At 75.4% G+C, this 17,720-nt stretch carries 15 protein-coding genes, 2 rRNA genes and 1 pseudogene; 13 read left to right on the top strand and 5 right to left on the bottom strand.

What is annotated here, in order from left to right; translation table 11 throughout:
• Both ACH4SL_RS23785 and rrf read left to right on the top strand, forming a co-directional pair.
• Positions 1-76 (top strand): 23S ribosomal RNA (locus ACH4SL_RS23785); the annotation flags it as partial.
• A 142-nt stretch (positions 77-218) separates the two neighbouring features.
• A 5S ribosomal RNA gene (gene rrf / locus ACH4SL_RS23790) occupies positions 219-335 on the top strand.
• A 26-nt stretch (positions 336-361) separates the two neighbouring features.
• Here rrf and ACH4SL_RS23795 read toward each other — a convergent pair.
• Positions 362-1,321 carry a hypothetical protein gene (locus ACH4SL_RS23795; protein ID WP_398448797.1) on the bottom strand — a complete coding sequence of 320 codons (960 nt, stop codon included), beginning with the start codon at positions 1,319-1,321 and terminating at the stop codon, positions 362-364.
• A 381-nt stretch (positions 1,322-1,702) separates the two neighbouring features.
• On the opposite strand from ACH4SL_RS23795, the pseudogene ACH4SL_RS23800 reads away from it, so the two are divergent.
• Positions 1,703-2,485, top strand: a pseudogene (locus ACH4SL_RS23800) (hypothetical protein); the annotation flags it as partial.
• A 249-nt stretch (positions 2,486-2,734) separates the two neighbouring features.
• Here the strand turns inward: ACH4SL_RS23800 and ACH4SL_RS23805 are convergent.
• Entirely contained in the window at positions 2,735-4,036 is a 1,302-nt protein-coding gene (locus ACH4SL_RS23805; protein ID WP_398448799.1) for a DUF1015 domain-containing protein, read from the bottom strand.
• 103 nt (positions 4,037-4,139) lie between these two features.
• Between ACH4SL_RS23805 and ACH4SL_RS23810 the strand changes: the two genes are divergently transcribed.
• A complete protein-coding gene (locus ACH4SL_RS23810) occupies positions 4,140-5,144 on the top strand; it encodes an HAD-IIA family hydrolase (RefSeq protein ID WP_398448801.1) in 1,005 nt (334 codons plus the stop codon).
• 400 nt (positions 5,145-5,544) lie between these two features.
• Here the strand turns inward: ACH4SL_RS23810 and ACH4SL_RS23815 are convergent, their stop codons facing one another.
• Complete coding sequence (locus tag ACH4SL_RS23815) at positions 5,545-6,378, bottom strand: siderophore-interacting protein (protein WP_398448803.1); 834 nt, start codon at positions 6,376-6,378, stop codon at positions 5,545-5,547.
• A gap of 4 nt (positions 6,379-6,382) precedes the next feature.
• A complete protein-coding gene (locus ACH4SL_RS23820) occupies positions 6,383-7,465 on the bottom strand; it encodes an ABC transporter substrate-binding protein (protein ID WP_398448805.1) in 1,083 nt (360 codons plus the stop codon).
• Between the two features lie 57 nt (positions 7,466-7,522).
• Here ACH4SL_RS23820 and ACH4SL_RS23825 point away from each other — a divergent pair, with 57 nt between their 5' ends.
• From ACH4SL_RS23825 to ACH4SL_RS23835, 3 genes are all read left to right on the top strand, one after another.
• The gene (locus ACH4SL_RS23825; RefSeq protein WP_398448807.1) at positions 7,523-8,578 is read left to right on the top strand and encodes a FecCD family ABC transporter permease; all 1,056 of its coding nucleotides are present in this window, start codon (positions 7,523-7,525) and stop codon (positions 8,576-8,578) included.
• On the top strand, positions 8,575-9,636 hold the full coding sequence (locus ACH4SL_RS23830; RefSeq protein ID WP_398448809.1) for a FecCD family ABC transporter permease: 1,062 nt from the start codon (positions 8,575-8,577) through the stop codon (positions 9,634-9,636). Before ACH4SL_RS23825 ends, ACH4SL_RS23830 begins: the two co-directional genes overlap by 4 nt.
• Positions 9,637-9,736: 100 nt before the next feature.
• Positions 9,737-10,627 (top strand): ABC transporter ATP-binding protein, encoded by an 891-nt coding sequence (locus ACH4SL_RS23835; RefSeq protein ID WP_398448811.1) that lies wholly within the window; start codon positions 9,737-9,739, stop codon positions 10,625-10,627.
• Here ACH4SL_RS23835 and ACH4SL_RS23840 read toward each other — a convergent pair.
• Positions 10,575-10,922, bottom strand: coding sequence for a sterol-binding protein (locus ACH4SL_RS23840; protein ID WP_398448813.1), 348 nt, complete (start codon positions 10,920-10,922; stop codon positions 10,575-10,577). The genes ACH4SL_RS23835 and ACH4SL_RS23840 overlap by 53 nt on opposite strands.
• A gap of 162 nt (positions 10,923-11,084) precedes the next feature.
• Here ACH4SL_RS23840 and ACH4SL_RS23845 point away from each other — a divergent pair, with 162 nt between their 5' ends.
• From ACH4SL_RS23845 to ACH4SL_RS23870, 6 genes are all read left to right on the top strand, one after another.
• Positions 11,085-12,143 carry a histone gene (locus ACH4SL_RS23845; RefSeq protein WP_398448815.1) on the top strand — a complete coding sequence of 353 codons (1,059 nt, stop codon included), beginning with the start codon at positions 11,085-11,087 and terminating at the stop codon, positions 12,141-12,143.
• Positions 12,136-12,639, top strand: coding sequence for a hypothetical protein (locus ACH4SL_RS23850; protein ID WP_398448817.1), 504 nt, complete (start codon positions 12,136-12,138; stop codon positions 12,637-12,639). The genes ACH4SL_RS23845 and ACH4SL_RS23850 overlap by 8 nt, the downstream gene beginning before the upstream one ends.
• 13 nt (positions 12,640-12,652) lie before the next feature.
• Positions 12,653-13,462, top strand: a complete 810-nt coding sequence (locus ACH4SL_RS23855; RefSeq protein WP_398449602.1) for a TlyA family RNA methyltransferase — start codon at positions 12,653-12,655, stop codon at positions 13,460-13,462.
• 5 nt (positions 13,463-13,467) lie between these two features.
• A complete protein-coding gene (locus tag ACH4SL_RS23860; protein ID WP_398449604.1) occupies positions 13,468-14,373 on the top strand; it encodes an NAD kinase in 906 nt (301 codons plus the stop codon).
• A gap of 54 nt (positions 14,374-14,427) precedes the next feature.
• A complete protein-coding gene (recN, locus tag ACH4SL_RS23865) occupies positions 14,428-16,185 on the top strand; it encodes a DNA repair protein RecN (protein WP_398448819.1) in 1,758 nt (585 codons plus the stop codon).
• Positions 16,186-16,526: 341 nt separating this feature from the next.
• Entirely contained in the window at positions 16,527-17,669 is a 1,143-nt protein-coding gene (locus ACH4SL_RS23870) for a glycosyltransferase family 4 protein (RefSeq protein ID WP_398448821.1), read from the top strand.
• Positions 17,670-17,720 lie beyond the last annotated feature (51 nt).

Below are 17,720 nucleotides of genomic sequence, written 5' to 3' on the forward strand. Positions count from 1 at the left end.
TGGGTTGATAGGCCGGATGTGGAAGCCCTGTAAGGGGTGGAGCTGACCGGTACTAATAGGCCGAGGGCTTGTCCTCAGTTGCTCGCGTCCACTGTTTGGTTCCCGGGTTGCGAACAGTCGCACCGGTGAACATGCAAGAACACCTAACTGAAGAGTGTGCTTGTTCGCTTGGACTCTGTCGCAGTCCTGCCGTCATGGCGGGGCTGACCCGATAGCGTTTCGGTGGTCATAGCGTTAGGGAAACGCCCGGTTACATTCCGAACCCGGAAGCTAAGCCTTTCAGCGCCGATGGTACTGCAGGGGGGACCCTGTGGGAGAGTAGGACACCGCCGAACAATCTTTCCAGACCCCTGGTCCTGGCCTACGTGCTAGGACCAGGGGTCTTTTGCATGCACTCACGCAGCGCGGTGTCCCCGTGGATACGGGAGACTTGTACTACAGCAGCACGATTCGAGGAGTCACGTCGATGTCCAACTCGCCTGAAGACCGGCCCGAGCGTCCCGAACGCCGGGACTCGCGCCCGAACGGCGGTGGCGACCGTGGGGGTTACCGCAGCGGCGGCCCGCGGCGGGACGGTGACCGCCCGAGCGGCGGCGGCTACCGCCGCGACGACCGTCGTGACGACCGCCCGCGCTCCGACGACCGACGTGACGACCGCAGGGACGACCGTCCCCGTGGGCCGCGTCGTGACGGTGACCGTCCCGGTGGTGGCGGTGGTTTCCGTCGTGACGACCGGCCGCGTTCGGACCGTCCGTACGGTGGCGGCAGCGGTGGCGGGTTCCGCCGCGATGACCGCAGGGACGACCGCCCGCGTGATGACCGGCCGCGCTACGACCGTCCCCGTGACGACCGGCCTCGTGACGATCGCCCGCGCTACGACCGACCGCGGGATGACCGTCCCCGTGACGACCGCCCGCGTTTTGACGACCGCAGGGACGACCGTCCCCGTGGGCCGCGTCGTGACGGTGACCGTCCCGGTGGCGGTGGTGGTTTCCGTCGTGACGACCGGCCGCGTTCGGACCGTCCGTACGGTGGCGGCAGCGGCGGCGGGTTCCGCCGTGACGACCGCAGGGACGACCGCCCGCGGGACGACCGTCCCCGCGATGACCGGCCGCGCTACGACCGCCCTCGTGACGACCGCCCGCGTTTTGACGACCGCAGGGACGACCGTCCCCGTGGGCCGCGCCGTGACGGTGACCGTCCCGGTGGTGGCGGTGGCTTCCGCCGTGACGACCGTCCCCGCGATGACCGGCCGCGCTACGACCGTCCCCGTGACGACCGCCCGAGGTACGAAGGCTCGCGGGACGACCGTCCGCGCCACGACGGCCCGCGCGAGGACCGTCCCCGCTACGACCGGCCCAGGGACGACCGTCCCCGTGGCCCGCGCCGGGAGGACGACCGCGGCGGCTTCCGCCGTGACGACCGTCCCCGTGACGACCGTCCGCGCTATGACCGCGACCGCGACCGCGACCGCGGCCGGGACGACCGGCCCCGTGACCGTGACGACCGTCCGCGCGGACCGCGCCGGGAGGGCGGCGGCGACCGCGACCGCGGCGGGTACGGCGGCCGGCGTCCCTTCGTGGAGGGGCGCGGGCGGTTCGAGAACCGCGGCGGCGGCCGGGACGACCGCCGGGAGGACCGCGAGCCGGTGCGCCGGCTGCCGATCCCGGACGAGGTCACCGGGAACGAGATCGACCCGAGCGTGCGCCAGGAGCTGATGAGCCTGCCCAAGACGCTCGCCGACGACGTCGCCCGCAACCTGGTCATGGTGGCCCGGCTGCTGGACGAGGACGCCGAGCAGGCCTACGCGTACTCGCGGGTCGCGCTGCGCCTGGCGTCGCGCGTCGCGGCCGTACGGGAGGCGGCGGGCTTCGCGTCGTACGCCAGCGAGCGGTACGCCGAGGCGCTGGCCGAATTCCGCGCGACGCGGCGGATGACCGGCACGGTCGACCTGTGGCCGGTCATGGCGGACTGCGAGCGCGGGCTCGGGCGCCCCGAGCGGGCGTTGGAGATGGCCGGTGCGCCCGAGGTGCACAAGCTCGACAAGGCCGGCCAGGTCGAGATGCGGCTCGTCGCCGCGGGTGCCCGGCAGGACATGGGGCAGGCCGAGGCGGCCGTCGTCACGCTGCAGAGCTCGGAGCTGGCGTCGCACGCGGTGCACCCGTGGACGGCGCGGCTGCGCTACGCCTACGCCGACGCGCTGCTGGCCGTCGGCCGGGAGCACGAGGCGCGCGACTGGTTCGCGAAGGCGGCGGAGGCCGACCACAGCGGCACCACGGACGCGTCCGACCGTCTCGCGCAGCTCGACGGCGTCGAGTTCGTCGACGCCTTCGACGGCTCGGACGCAGAGGACGCGACCGACGCGACCGAGGCAACGGAGCCGGAGGCCGCCGAGTCCGAGGACCGCTTCGCGGACGTCGACGACGCGGACGACGCCGGTACGGCCGATGACGCGGTCAGCGACGAGGACGACGAGGACGAGGTTGACGACGACCACGACGACGTGACCGGCGACGACGACGGCAAGGCGCCCGCAGAAGCGCCCACCGCGCCCACCGCCGCCCCCGCCGAGGACGACGACCTCACCGACGAGGCCGAGCCCTCCTCCTTCCTGGACTCGCCCTTCCGCGCGCCCGCGCCGGGCAGCGACCAGGACTGATAGGCAGCACCTCCGGAGGGAGGGGCGGCGGGCTCCGGCCCGCGGCCCCTCCCTCCCCTCATTCCCGGCCTGCGGTCATTCCAGGTCCAGACTGCGCATGACGAGCCCGCTCGCAGGTTTCGGGCCGAAGGACGTGGACTTGCGCGGCATCATCACGCCCTGCCGGGCCAGGTCCATGACGACGCTCTCCCGTACCGGGTGCATGAGCACGGCCGTGCCCGCGTGGCGGCGGGCCTGCTGCACGGCGGCCTCCGCGGTGTGCAGGTAGCCGATGCGGTCGGGGGAGTCGGGGATCTGCCAGATGTGGTCGAGCAGCGCGGAGTGCAGCACGGTGGCGTCCAGCCGGCGCCACGCCTCGGGCCGGTCGGCGGGCACCCAGCGGTCCAGCCGCGCCAGGTCCGGCCGGTCGAGCAGGTGGAAGCCCGCCTCCCCCGACAGCAGGAAGGCGGTGCCGTCCGCGGCGGCCCCGGCCAGGGCGTCGAGCGCGGCGCCCAGGTCGTGCCCCGGCAGCGGGCGGACACGGAAGTACGGCCGCGCGGCGTCCAGCGCCCGGGCCACCGGCAGGTGGTGCAGGACGCGGTGGATGGCGCGGACCCGCAGCGGGTGGCGGGCGGTGTCGACGAGCAGCACGAGGCCGTAATCCCACGCGGTGCCCGCAGGGTGGTCCGCCTGGAGCCTGCGGTAGGTGGCCCAGCGGTGGTGGCCGTCGGCGATGAGGGCCTGGCGGCGGGCGAGGTCGGCGTGGACCGCCGCGTGCTCGGCGGGGTCGGTGAGCGCCCACAGGCGGTGCCGGACGCCGTCCTCGGTCGTCGTCGCGAGCAGCGGCTCGCGCGCGTCCGCGGTGGTGTCGACGAGGGACGCGGTCGCGTCGCCGTCGCGGTAGGCGAGCAGCAGGGGCTCCAGATTGGCGCCGGTCGCGCGCATGAGGGCGGCGCGGTCGGCGACCGGGCCCGGCATGACGTCCTCGTGCGGCAGCACCACACCCGCCTCCGGCGGGGAGAGCCGCAGGGCGCCGATGACGCCGCGCTGAAGGTGGTCGCCGTCGCGCTGCTCGTAGACGTACAGCGCGGGCCGCGGGTCCGCGGCGAGGACGCCCGCCGCGCGCCAGGCGGCCAGCGTCCGGGCGGCCTGGCGGTGCTGCTCCGCGGGCGTCTCCGCGTCCGGCAGGATGAGCCGGACGACGTTGTACGGGTCGGCCGTCTCCAGGTGCCGCTGCCCGTCGGGGCGCACGACCACGTCGTACGGCGGCGAGGTGACCGCGGCGAGGCTGCCGACACGGGCGGCGGCGTACCGCAGACCACGGAAGGGAGCCAGGTCGAGGCCCCGCGCAGGAGGGGGACCGGGGTGGGGTCCGTCGTCGGGTCCGGGGTGGGTCATCAGCGCATGCTACGTCCGCGACCGGCATGGGGGATGATCGTCGAGGACAACGACACGACCTGCACGGCCGGAGCGGCCGGACGACGAGGAGCGAGCCTCAGCCATGACTGACCGGACCAGTCCGAGCGGCAGCGCGCAGCCGCTCGACACCGCGTACGACACGGCGCTGCTCGACCTCGACGGGGTCGTCTACAAGGGCGGCGACGCCATCGATCACGCCGTCGAATCCCTCACGGCCGCCCGCAAGGACGGGATGCGGCTCGCGTACGTCACCAACAACGCCGCCCGCACGCCCGCGGCCGTCGCCGAGCACCTCACCCACCTCGGCGTGCCCGCCGCCGCGGAGGACGTCATCACCTCCGCGCAGGCGGTCGCCCGGCTCATCGCCGACGAGGTGCCCGCCGGCTCCAAGGTCCTCGCGGTCGGCGGCGAGGGACTTTTCGCCGCGCTCCGCGAACGCGGCCTGGAACCCGTCGAGTCCGCTGCCGACGACCCAGCCGCGGCCGTCCAGGGATACGGGCCCGAGCTGCGCTGGTCGCAGCTCGCGGAGATGGCGTTCGCGGTGAACGCCGGGGTGCCGTGGTTCGCGTCCAACACCGACCTCACCATTCCCAGCGCGCGGGGGATCGCGCCCGGGAACGGCGCGGCCGTCGAGGTCGTACGGATCGCCACGGGCGGCAGCCCGCGGGTCGCCGGGAAGCCGCTGCCGCCGATGCACCGGGAGACGGTGATCAGGACGGGGGCGAAGCGGCCGCTCGTGGTCGGGGACCGGCTCGACACGGATATCGAGGGGGCGTATGCGGGAGGGGTCGACTCCCTCCTCGTCCTGACCGGGGTCACCACGGCGGCGGCTCTTCTCGCCGCGGAGCCGCGGCATCGGCCGACGTACGTCGCCCGGGACCTGCGGGGGCTGCTCGCCCCGCACCCCGAGGTCACGTGGTCCTCCGAGCAGGCGCGTTGCGGGGCGTGGGCCGTGGCGCCCTCCCGCTCCGGCCTTTCCCTCACCGGTGAGGGCGACCCCCTCGACGGCCTCCGCGCCCTCTGCGCCGCCGCCTGGACCCGTCCGGACCTGGACCCTTCCGCAGCGCTGGACGCGCTGGGCCTCTAGCGTTTTCCCGCGCCTGGCGGCGCGGGGTGTTTCCCACCCCCAGCCACCCGTGCAGATGAGGGGCGTGTGCACGCCTTCCTGTGGGGGTGCACCGCCGTCGGGGGCTACCCGCAGTCCCTCACACATCCACCCCCACCGGCAGGCAGCCGCCAACGCTCCCGGGAGGGGGACGGTGCGGGGTGCCCCCGCAGGAATGCGCACGCAAGACCCGCCACCTACCCCCATGACGTCAGACGCGCATTCCGAGGAGGTGCCCCGTGCCGGCACCCGACCCCACGGCCGCACGCAACGCGCGATGCCCCGCCGGGTAACAACAGGGGCGCGAGGAACTGCGCGAGCAACCCACCACCGGCGGACGATCGCGCAACACACCGCACCCCCCACCCCGAAGCGCAGCCCCCTACGTCGACTCCTCCAGGAGCGCGTCCTCCGTCGTGCCCGCGCGCCAGTAACCCGTGAAGCGGACGGCGGGGCGGGGGAAGGCGCGGGGGCCCACGAGGTGGCGGCGGACCTCGCGGACGAGGGAGGCTTCGCCCGCGAGCCACGCGTAGGGCCGCCCGGCGGGGAGCGTGGCGGCCGCGACGGCCTCGGCAAGGGACGCGGGCCGGGTCAGCCAGCTGACCTCGGCCTCGCACTTCGTCGGGAGCTCCACCCGGTCAGCAGGATCGCCCACCGAGATCCACGCCTTCACCGGCGTACCCGCCGGCAGCCACTCCAGGATGCCGGCCACCGCCGGCACCGCGGTCTCGTCCGCGCACAGCAGCACCCAGTCCGTCCCCTCCGGCGGCCGGAAGTCGACCCCGCCGTTGTCGGTGACGACGGGGGCGAGGAGCGCGAGCCGGTCGCCGGGGGCGGCGGCGGAGGCCCAGCGGGACGCGGGACCGAGGTCGCCGTGGAGGGCGAAGTCGATGTCCAGCTCGTCGGGGTCGCGCCGCACGTCGCGGACGGTGTATGTGCGCATGATGCCGCGCACCGCGGGGTCGAGGGCGCGCCAGCGCGCGTACCAGTCGGTGTCGAGGACGTCGGGCAGGACGGGCGCGTCCTGCCCCGCCTGCGGCAGGAAGAGCTTGAGCCGCTGGTCGCGCCCGCCGCTGACGACGGCCCCGAGGCCGCCGACCCCCCCGAGGCCGGCGCCGCCGGCAACCGCGCCGAACACGACCCGCACCAGCGACCGCGACAGCCGCTCGGTGCGCAGCACCTGGACGTCGAAGAAGCGATATGTCGGCTCGGCCATGGCGTCAGCTCACCTTCTTCGCGCCGGTGACGGTCTTGGTCAGGGCCTCCAGCTGATCCGCGCACTTCGCGTAGGAGAAGATCGGCTCGCTGGGCCAGGGGAAGATCTGCCCGGCCTTGACGGCGGGCATCTGCTGCCAGGTGGGGCGCCCGGTGAGGTCCTTGGGCTGGAGGGTCGCCGAGCGGCTGTCGAGCATGAGGACGTCGGCCTTGTACTTGTCGGCGTTCTCCCAGCTGAGCGTCTCGAAGAAGCCGCCTTCGACCTTGTCCGGGACGATGAAGTCCACCCCGAGGCTCTTGTAGTACGTCAGGTCGGCCGCCGAGGAGGGCGTGGAGACGTAGAAGGAGTCGGCGCTCGCCGAGCAGGCCATGACGGTGATGCCGCCGGCGGCCTTCGCGGCGGCCCGCAGATCGGCCGAGGCGGTCTCGAAGCGGGTCTTGGCGGCGGCGTTGACGGCGGAGCCGAGGTCCGCGCCGAGGGCGGTGGCGAGTTCGGCGTAGCGCTGGAGCGGGGTGGTGAGCGGGACACCGGCGACATTGACGGCGACGCTGGGCGCGAGGGCGAGGATCTTGGCGCTGCTCTGCTCGGGCACGTACCAGAGGGTTTTGGCGTCGTAGGTGTGGCTGACGAGCAGGCCGGGGCCGAGGGCGGCGTACTTCTCGATGTTGAACTCGCCCCAGACGTTGCCGATGACGGTGACCTTCGTGACGTCGAGGTCGCCGGCCTGCGGGTCGGGGGAGCCGTCCTTGCGAGTGGTGGGGCCGAAGACGCCGGCGCACTCGACGCCGTAGTCGTGCAGGGCCGCGGCGGAACCGACGTACGCCACCAGGTTCTTCGGCGCCTTGCCGAGCGAGACGGCCTTCTTGCGGTCGTCGGTGAAGCTGAAGGGCCCGGACGCCCCGGCGCCCGCCGACGCCGAGCCGGAGCCCGAGCCCGAACCGGAGCCGGAATCCGCGCCGGAACCTGAACCGGAGTCGGAACCGCCGCAGGCGGCCAGCAGCGCGCCGGCGCCCAGCGCACCACCGGCGGCGAGCACACCGCGGCGGGACATTCCGGACGTACGGGAAGGGGTACGGGGCGAGGTCATGGGAGGGTGCCGCTCTGCTCGGAAGTACGTTAGCGAGGTTAGGCTAACCTAAGCTCCGTGTTGGTTGACCAGGACTCCCCACCCCGCGCCCCCGCCGCCCCCGCCACGGGCCCCAGCGCCCGATCGCAGGTCACCCGTGGTGCCGGGCTGCTCGCGGCCCTCGCGGTGCTGCTCGCCGTCGCCGCGGCGAGCATCGCGGTCGGCGCCAAGGACATCCCGCTCGACCAGGTCTGGCACGGCCTCTTCCACTACGCCGGCACCGACGACGACGTGGTCGTCCGCAAACTCCGGCTGCCGCGTACGGTGCTGGGCCTCATGGTGGGCGCGGCCCTCGGCGTCGCCGGCGCCGCGATGCAGGCCCTCACCCGCAACCCGCTCGCCGACCCCGGCCTGCTCGGCGTCAACGCGGGCGCGGCCGCGGCGGTCGTCACCGGCATCAGCTTCTTCGGCGTCACCTCGCCGAGCGGGTACGTGTGGTTCGCGCTCGCCGGCGCCGCCGCCGTGTCCGTGCTGGTCTACGCGATCGGCGGCAGCCGCTCCGCGACCCCGGTACGGCTCGCGCTCGCCGGAACGGCGGTGACCGCGCTGCTGCAGGGCTGGAGCAGCGCCGTCCAGCTCACCGACAGCGTCGCGCTGGACCGTATGCGGTTCTGGCAGGTCGGCTCGCTGGCCTCCGCCGACATGGCGACCGTGCGGCGTATCGCGCCCTTCCTCGCCGTCGGCGCGGTGCTGGCCTTCGCCGCCGCCCGCCCGCTCAACGCGATCGCGCTCGGCGACGACACCGCGCGCGCCCTCGGCGCCCGGCTCACCGGCACCCGGGTCGCCGTGATGGCGGCGATCACCCTGCTGTGCGGGGCGGCCACCGCGGCCTGCGGGCCCATCGTCTTCGTCGGCCTGATGGTCCCGCACATGGTGCGCGGCATCACCGGACCCGACATGCGCTGGACGCTGCCCTACGCGGCCGTCCTGTCACCCGTGCTGCTGCTGGGCTCGGACGTGCTGGGGCGGCTGCTGACACGGCCCGCCGAACTCCAGGTCGGCATCGTCACCGCGGTCGTCGGCGGCCCGGTCTTCATCGCGCTGGTCCGGCGCCACCGGACGGCCGAGCTGTGAGCCGCGAGCGGGCCGGGGACCGTACCCTCCGCCACGTCCGCACCCCGCGCGGCGGGCTGTCGCTGCGCGTCGACCGGCGCGCCGCGCTCGCGGGGGCGGGCCTGCTGGCCGTCGCGCTCGGCGCCGCGGTCGTGCTGGTCGGCACCGGCGACTACGCCGTCGCGCCCGCCGACGTCCTGCGCACGCTGGTCGGGCACGGCACCGCGGGCCAGGACTTCGTGGTGCGCCAACTGCGGCTGCCGCGCGTGCTGGTGGCGCTGCTGGTGGGCGCGGCGCTCGGCATGGCGGGCGCCGCCTTCCAGAGCGTGTCGCGCAACCCGCTGGGCAGCCCCGACGTCATCGGCTTCGGCCAGGGCTCGGCGGCGGGCGCGCTGCTGGTGATCGTGCTGGCGCACGGCTCGTCCCTGGAGGTCTCCGCGGGCGCGATCGCCGGCGGGCTGCTCACCGGCCTCGCCGTCTACGCGCTCGCCTGGCAGCGCGGGATGCACGGCTACCGGCTGGTGCTCGTCGGCATCGGCGGCTCCGCGATCCTCGCCGCCGTCAACAGCTACCTGCTGGTGAAGGCGGACTTCGTGGACGTCGCCCGGGCCGTCATCTGGATCAGCGGCTCCCTCGACGGGCGCGGCTGGGAGCAGGTGTGGCCGCTGCTGGGCTGCTGCGCCGTCCTGATGCCGGTGCTGCTCGCGCAGGGCCCCGCGCTGCGGATCACCGAGATGGGCGACGACGCGGCCCGCGCGCTGGGCGTCCGCGTCGAGCGGGTGCGGCTGACCGCCGTGCTCTGCGCGGTGCTGCTCACCGCCGCCGCGACCGCCGCCGCCGGGCCCATCGCCTTCGTCGCGCTCACCGCGCCCCAGCTCGCCCGCCGGATCACCCGCACGCCGGGCGTCGGCCTGCTGCCGTCGGCGCTCATGGGCGCCGCGCTGCTGGTGCTCGCCGACCTCGCGGCGCAGCGCGCGTTCGGCTCCGGCCAGGTGCCGGTCGGCGTCGCCACCGGGGTGCTCGGCGGCGGCTACCTGCTGTGGCTGCTCGTCGAGGAGCGCCGGGCGGGCCGGATATGACCCCCGCCGCCCACCGGTCGCGGACCGGACCGCGTACGTACCCACCGCCGCGCGGCGCACGCACCGAACACCACCGAACGACCGCTCCGGGAGCAGCAGTATGACCAGTCGCCATGCCGACACATCGACGGGCAGCACCGGGGAGCCGCGGCTGCGGGCCGACGCGGTGACGCTCCGGTACGACCGGCGGGTCGTCACCGAAGGGCTCAGTGTCGACATACCCGACCGCTCCTTCACCGTCGTGGTCGGCCCCAACGCGTGCGGCAAGTCGACATTGCTGCGTGCGCTCGCCCGGCTGCTCAGGCCTGCCGAGGGCAGGGTGCTGCTGGACGGGCGGGCGATCGGCGGCCTGCCCGCCAAGTCCGTGGCCCGTACCCTCGGGCTGCTGCCGCAGACCTCGGTGGCGCCCGACGGCATCACCGTCGCCTCGCTCGTGGCCCGCGGCCGCTACCCGCACCAGGGGCTGCTGCGGCAGTGGTCGGCCGAGGACGAGCGGATCGTCGCGGAGTCCATGGCCGCCACCGGTGTCGGCGCGCTCGCCGGGCGCCGGGTCGACGAACTGTCCGGCGGGCAGCGGCAGCGGGTGTGGATCGCGATGGCCCTGGCCCAGGAGACACCGCTGCTGCTGCTCGACGAGCCCACCACCTACCTCGACATCCAGCACCAGATCGACGTCCTCGACCTGTGCGCGCGACTGCACGAGGAGGGCGGGCGCACGCTCGTCGCCGTCCTGCACGACCTCAACCAGGCCGCCCGCTACGCCACCCACCTGATCGCGATGCGCGACGGGCGGATCGAGGCGCAGGGGCCGCCCGCCGAGGTCATCACCGCCGAGCTGGTCGAGCGGGTCTTCGGGGTGCCGTGCCGGGTCATCGAGGATCCGGAGAGCGGGACCCCGCTGGTGATCCCCGCGGCCCGCCGCCGCAAGGGCGCCGCCGTCACAGCAGCGAGCGCAGCCGCAGCACGTCCCGCAGCGACGCCTGCACCCTGACCCGGCCGCTGCCCCACGCCTTCGCGAAGCCCAGCTCGCCGCCGACCATCGCGACCAGGTCGTCCCCGGTCATCGTCAGCCGGATCTGGGCCTTGTCGGCAGGGACGCCCGGCACGGCGGTCACATCGGTGATCGTGCCGTCCGCCAGCCGCCCGGTGAAGGTCGTGTCCAGGTCGGTGATCCGGCAGCTCAGCGAGCGGTCCAGGGCGGTGGCCGAGCGGAGGTCGCCCTCGGCCTCCGCCATCTTCCGCGCCAGCTGGTCGAGTGCGGTGCGGCACTCATCGAGGGTGGCCATCGGAGCGGTCTCTCCCGGTCGCGGTTACGTCGCCACGACCGTACCGCAGGGCACCGTCGGCGGGCCGACGCGACCGGAGGCGGTAGCGTCTTGACCACGGGGGTCCGCGCGCGGGCCGCCGGCCGGACGATGTGTCAACGGGCGAGGCGAGGAGTGAGAGCGATGCGGGACGCGCTGCGTACCTGTCTGCAGATCGCGGGCGGCCTGACCGAGGCCACCCGCCGCCGTGCGGTCGACGCGGCCAGGGACATGCTGGACCAGACCGGCATCGACGTGGACGCCGTGCAGCGGCGGATCAACTCGGCCATCCCGGCGGAGGTGCAGACGCTCGCCGACGAGCTGATGGCCGCCGGTCGCGCCAACCGCGACCTGCTGCTCGGGATCGTCCGGGAGGAAGTCGACAAGACGATGAGCCGGGTCGGCCGGCTCGCCGACGAGGTCACGAAGGTCGGCGTCGTGCTGGAGACGCTCGAACGCCGGATCCGCAACCTGGAGTCGGACGCACCGGAGGAGGAGCGGCCGCCCGCCGCCGCGAAGCCCGCGCCGTCCGCGCGGCCCAAGCCCGCGCCCGCGCCGCCGGTGGAGCACGTGCCCGTCACGACCGAGCCGCCCGCGCCGGCGAAGAAGGCGGCGCCCGCGGCCCGCAAGTCCGCCGCCGCCAAGCGGGCCACCACCGCCAAGTCGGCCGCCGCCCACCAGACGACGGCTCCCACGAAGGCCGCGGCGAAGAAGTCCGCGGCCCGCGCCTCGGCCGCCGCGGGCAGGAAGGCCGCCGCCACCCCGAGGACGACGGCGAACCCGCGCCGCACGACCGCGGCCACCGCGCAGGACGCCGCGGCGCAGACCCCGGCGCCCGCGGCGAAGAAGAGCGCGGCGAAGAAGGCGCCCCCGGCGAAGAAGGCGGCCCCGGCCAAGAAGGCGGCCGCGAAGAAGGCCGCCGCCCCGGCCTCCGGCGGCGCGGCGCCCGCGAAGAAGGCCGCGGCCGGGAAGACCGCGGCGAAGAAGGCTCCCGCGGCGAAGAAGACGGCGCCCCCGGCCCCCGCGAAGACGCCCCCCGCCTCGGACTTCTCCGGCGCCACGCCCGCCAACGAGGCCGCGGCCAAGAAGACGGCCGCCAAGAAGGCCGCCGCGAAGAAAACCGCGGCCGAACGGCCCGCCGCCGCGAAGAAGACCGCCCCCGCCAAGAAGTCCGCGCCCTCCGCCGGATCCGGCGATGAGTGAGCCCGCCGCCGAGCCGGGCCCGTACGCGGGACGCGCCGCCTACGCCGGGTCGCCCGCGGACGTGCCGGGCGTCGTCCCCGGGCAGGGCGCCGGGCCAGGCGTGTACGCCGGGCGGGGCGGTCACGGCGAGCCCCCGGCGGATCTGCCGGTCGGTGTGCCGGGGCAGGGCGTCGAGTCCGCCCCGTACGCGGGACGCGCCGCCCACGCCGAGCCGCCCGCCGATCTGCCCGGCGTCGTCACGGAGCAGGAGCCCGGGGGCGTGCCCGAGCAGCGTGCCGCCGGCGACGAGCCTGCCGCGTACGCCGAGGACGTCCCCGCGCGGCCCGAGCCGCTGGGGGTGGTCGTCCCGGCGACCGGGAACGCCGACGTGGACGCGGCGCTCGCCCGGCTCGCGGACGCCGACGAAATCCCCACGCACTCCCACATCGAGGTGTACGAGGATGTGCACCACGGGCTGCGCGACGCGCTCGCGGCGCTGGACGAGAACAGGAGCTGAACCGTACGTGGCAGTGGCACGACGCCGCCTCGACGCCGAACTGGTGCGGCGCAAACTCGCGCGCTCGCGCGAGCACGCCGGCCAGCTGATCGCCGCGGGCCGGGTGACGGTGGGTGGCGCCACCGCGACCAAGCCCGCCACGCAGGTGGAGACCTCGGCCGCGCTGGTGGTCGCCGAGAGCGGGGACGACCCGGACTACGTCTCGCGCGGCGGCCACAAGCTGGCCGGCGCGCTCGCCGCCTTCCAGCCCCGCGGGCTGGCCGTCGCCGGCCGCCGGGCGCTGGACGCGGGCGCGTCCACCGGCGGCTTCACCGACGTCCTGCTGCGGGCGGGTGCCGCGCAGGTCGTCGCCGTCGACGTCGGCTACGGGCAGCTCGCGTGGTCCCTGCAGAGCGATCCGCGGGTCGTGGTGAAGGACCGCACCAATGTGCGGGAGCTGACGCTCGACCACATCGACGGCGAGCCCGTCGACCTGGTCGTCGGCGACCTGTCCTTCATCCCGCTCGGCCTGGTGCTGCCCGCCCTCGTACGCTGCGCCGCGCCCGGCGCCGACCTGGTGCTGATGGTCAAGCCGCAGTTCGAGGTGGGCCGCGAGCGGCTGGGCAGCGGGGGAGTGGTGCGCAGCCCGCAGCTGCGCGCCGAGACCGTGCGCACGGTGGCCGGGCAGGCGGCCGGACTCGGGCTCGGCGTGCTCGGCGTCACCGCAAGTCCTTTGCCAGGGCCCTCGGGGAACGTGGAGTATTTCCTGTGGCTGCGCGCCGGCGCCCCCGCGCTGGATCCGGCCGATGTCGACCGTGCCGTGGCGGAGGGGCCGAACCGGTGACCATCGTGAGCGAGACGCAGAACCGTACCGTCTTCCTGCTGACCCACACCGGCAGAGCGGCCGCGATCCGCAGCGCCGAGCGGGTCGTGCAGGCCCTGCTGCGCTGCGGGATCGGCGTGCGGCTGCTCGCCGAGGAGGCCGTGGACCTGCCGCTGCCCGAGGCGGTGGAACTGGTCGCGGTGGCCGGTCCCGAGGCCGTCGAGGGCTGCGAGCTGATCGTCGTGCTGGGCGGGGACGGGACGCTGCTGCGCGGCGCCGAGTTCTCGCGCGCCTCGGGGGTGCCGCTGCTCGGCGTCAACCTCGGGCGGGTCGGCTTCCTCGCCGAGGCAGAGCGGGACGACCTGGACAAGGTCGTGGACCGCGTCGTCACCCGCGACTACGAGGTCGAGGAGCGCATGACCCTCGACGTGCTGGTGCGCAACGACGGCTCGGTTGTGCACACCGACTGGGCGCTCAACGAGGCGTCGGTGGAGAAGGCGTCCCGCGAGCGGCTGCTGGAGGTCGTCACCGAGGTCGACGGCCGGCCCGTCTCCCGCTTCGGCGGCGACGGCGTGGTCTGCGCGACCCCGACCGGCTCCACCGCCTACGCCTTCTCGGCCGGCGGGCCCGTGGTGTGGCCCGAGGTCGAGGCGCTGCTCATGGTGCCGATCAGCGCCCACGCGCTCTTCGCCAAGCCGCTCGTCACCTCCCCGCGGTCCGTGCTGGCGGTCGAGGTGCAGCCCGAGACGCCCAACGGCGTGCTGTGGTGCGACGGGCGGCGCACCGTCGAACTGCCCGCGGGCGCCCGCGTCGAGGTCCGGCGCGGTGCCGTGCCGGTGCGGCTGGCACGGCTGCACCACGCGTCCTTCACCGACCGGCTGGTGGCCAAGTTCGCGCTGCCCGTCGCGGGCTGGCGCGGCGCCCCGTCGTAGCCGGCGGGGAGCCGACCGACCGGCGGGCGTCGCGCCGGGCACGGAAAACCTCGTATGGTCGTATCCGTGTTGGAGGAAATGCGGATCCGGTCGCTGGGTGTCATCGAGGACGCCGTGGTGGAACTCTCACCCGGCTTCACCGCGGTGACCGGCGAGACCGGTGCGGGCAAGACCATGGTCGTCACGAGCCTCGGCCTGCTCCTCGGCGGCCGGGCCGACCCCGCCCTCGTGCGGATCGGCGCGGGCTCCGCGGTCGTCGAGGGCCGCGTGACGATGAAGCCGGGCGACCGCGCGGCCGTACGCGCCGCCGAAGCCGGGGCGGAACTCGACGACGGCGCGCTGCTCATCAGCCGCACGGTGTCCGCGGAGGGCCGCTCGCGCGCGCACCTCGGCGGGCGCAGCGTACCCGTGGGGGTGCTCGGCGACCTCGCCGACGACCTGGTGGCCGTCCACGGCCAGACCGACCAGCAGGGCCTGCTGCGGCCCGCGCGGCAGCGCGAGGCGCTCGACCGCTACGCCGGTGCCGCGCTCGGCGCGGCGCTGGAGAAGTACGGGGCCGCCTACCGGCGGCTGCGGGAGACCGCTGCGGAGCTGACCGAACTGACCACCCGGGCCAGGGAACGCGCCCAGGAGGCGGATCTGCTGCGCTTCGGCGTCGAGGAGATCTCCGCCGCCGAGCCGCAGCCCGGCGAGGACGCCGAACTCGCCGCCGAGGCCGAGCGGCTCGGGCACGCCGAGGCGCTCGCCTCCGCCGCGACCCTCGCGCACGCCGCGCTCGCCGGCAACCCCGAGGACCCCGAGAGCGTCGAGGCCGGCAGCCTCGTCGCGGGCGCGCAGCGCGCGCTCGACGCCGTCGCCGCGCACGACCCGGCCCTCGCCGGGCTCGCCGGGCGACTCGGCGAGCTGGGCATCCTGCTCGCCGACGTGGCCGGCGAACTCGCCGGTTACGCCGACAACCTGGACGCCGACCCGCTGCGGCTCGCCGCCGTCGAGGAGCGCCGCTCCGTCCTCGCGCACCTCGTCCGCAAGTACGGCACCGACATCGACGAGGTCCTCGCGTGGGCCGGGCAGAGCGCCGCCCGGCTCGCCGAACTCGACGGCGACGACGACCGCATCGCCGAACTCACCGCCGAGCGCGATGCGCTGCGGGCCGAGCTGGGCGCGCTCGGCCAGCACCTCACCGACCTGCGCACCGAGGCCGCGGAGCGGTTCGCCACCGACGTCACCGCCGAACTGGCGTCGCTGGCGATGCCGCACGCGCGCGTCAGCTTCGCCCTCCGGCAGAACGAGGTGCCCGCCGCCGAGGCGGAGTCCGGCATCGAGATCGGCGGCCGGGCCGTCGCCTACGGGCCCACCGGGGCGGACGAGGTCGAGCTGCTGCTCGCCCCGCACCCCGGCAGCCCCGCGCGGCCCATCGCCAAGGGCGCGTCCGGCGGTGAACTCTCCCGCGTCATGCTCGCCGTCGAGGTCGTCTTCGCCGGGTCCGACCCCGTCCCGACGTACCTCTTCGACGAGGTCGACGCGGGGGTCGGCGGGGCCGCGGCGGTCGAGGTCGGCCGCCGCCTCGCGCGCCTGGCGCGGACGGCGCAGGTCGTGGTCGTCACCCACCTTCCGCAGGTCGCCGCGTTCGCCGACCGGCAGCTTCTGGTCGAGAAGACGAACGACGGTTCCGTCACGCGGTCGGGTGTCACCGCGCTCGACGGCGAGGCCCGCGTCCGTGAGCTGTCCCGCATGCTCGCGGGCCAATCCGATTCCGAATTGGCCCGAGCGCACGCCGAGGAGCTCCTGGCTGCCGCCCGCACCTCCCTCTGACCCTCCCCCGGCGGGGGCTGCGGCTGCCCTTGCGCAGGGCGGTGCTTATCAGGGGCGCGGGGAACTGCGCGAGCAACCCACCACCGGCCGGTGGTCCGGACACGACAGCAACTGCCCCTTCGGGTCGGTGACTACCCGCGCCCCCGGTGGGGGCTGGCCGCGCAGTTCCCCGCGCCCCTGCGGGGCGCCCCGCGCGGCCCCTGCGGGGGCAAGGGGCGTCACCCGTACGGGTGGTTCGGGGGGTCGGGGGACCCGGGGAAAGGGGCCCGCGCAAGGGCCTGCTCTTGCGGGGGCTGGCATGCTGGATGCCGTCGTCCAGATCTCAAGGAGCGGTAGGCCGCGTGACTCGCACCTCGGAGCCCTTCGCCGGGCAGCTGCACGCCGTGCACGTGCTGGGCACGGCGGCGGGTGCAGGCGCCGGCGCGCACGTCAGCTCGCTCGTGGGCGGGCTGGTCGCGCGCGGGGTCGAGGTCACGGTGTGCGGGCCGGCGGGCGCGGAGGCCGACTACGGGTTCGGCCGGACGGGCGCGCGGTTCGTGCCCGTCGACCTGGGCGTGCGCCGGTCGCGCGCGGACGCCCCGGTGGTCGCGGCGCTGCGCGCCGCCTTCCACGGCGCGGGCGTGGTGCACGCGCACGGCCTGTGGGCGGGCTTCCTCGCCGCGCTCGCGCTCGGCGGGCGGCGCGTCCCGCTGGTCCTGACGTGGCACGGCGGCGCCCCGGCGGAGGGCGGCCGCGGGGTGGTGCTGCGCTGGCTGGAGCGCCGGGCGCTGCGTACGGCCACCGTCGTGCTCGGTGTGTCCTCGGAGCTGGTGGACCGCGCCCGCGCGCTCGGCGCGAAGGACGCGCGCTTCGCGCCCGCCGCGGTGCCGCGCCCGGCGGGCCGGCCGCCGCTCCCGCCCGAGGAGGGGGAGCGGCTGCGGCAGAAGACCCGCGCCGACCACGGCGCCGTGGACCGCCCGCTGCTGCTCTCCGTCGGCATGCTGGAGCCGCAGCAGGGCCACGACCTGCTGCTGGACGCCGCCGGGCTGTGGGCGGGGCAGGATCCGGCGCCGCTGGTGGCCATCGCGGGCGAGGGCGGCCGGCGCGCGGAGCTGGAGCGGCGGATCGAGGCCGAGCGGCTGCCGGTCGTGCTGCTCGGCGCCCGCGACGACGTCCCCGACCTGCTGGCCGCCGCCGACCTGGTGGTGCTGCCCAGCCGCTGGGAGGCCCGCCCGCTGATGGCGCAGGAGGCGCTGCACGCCGGGGTGCCGCTGGTGGCGACCGACGTGGGCGGGACGCGCGAGCTGGTCGGCGACGCGGCCGTCCTCGTGCCGTACGGCGACCCGCTCGGCCTGGCCCGCGCGGTCGCCGATCTGATGGCCGACCCCGCCCGCCGTACCGCCCTGTCCGTGGCGGGCCGCGCGCAGGCGGCGACCTGGCCCTCCGAGGACGACACGGTGGCCCAGGTGCTCAGCGTCTACGACGAGCTGACCCAGCGGGCGTGAGCCGCCGGGCCCGCCGTAAGCGGTTCCGCACCGCGCGTAGAGGCGGCGCGG

Source organism: Streptomyces sp. NPDC021020, from assembly GCF_044333285.1.
Lineage (GTDB): Bacteria > Actinomycetota > Actinomycetes > Streptomycetales > Streptomycetaceae > Actinacidiphila.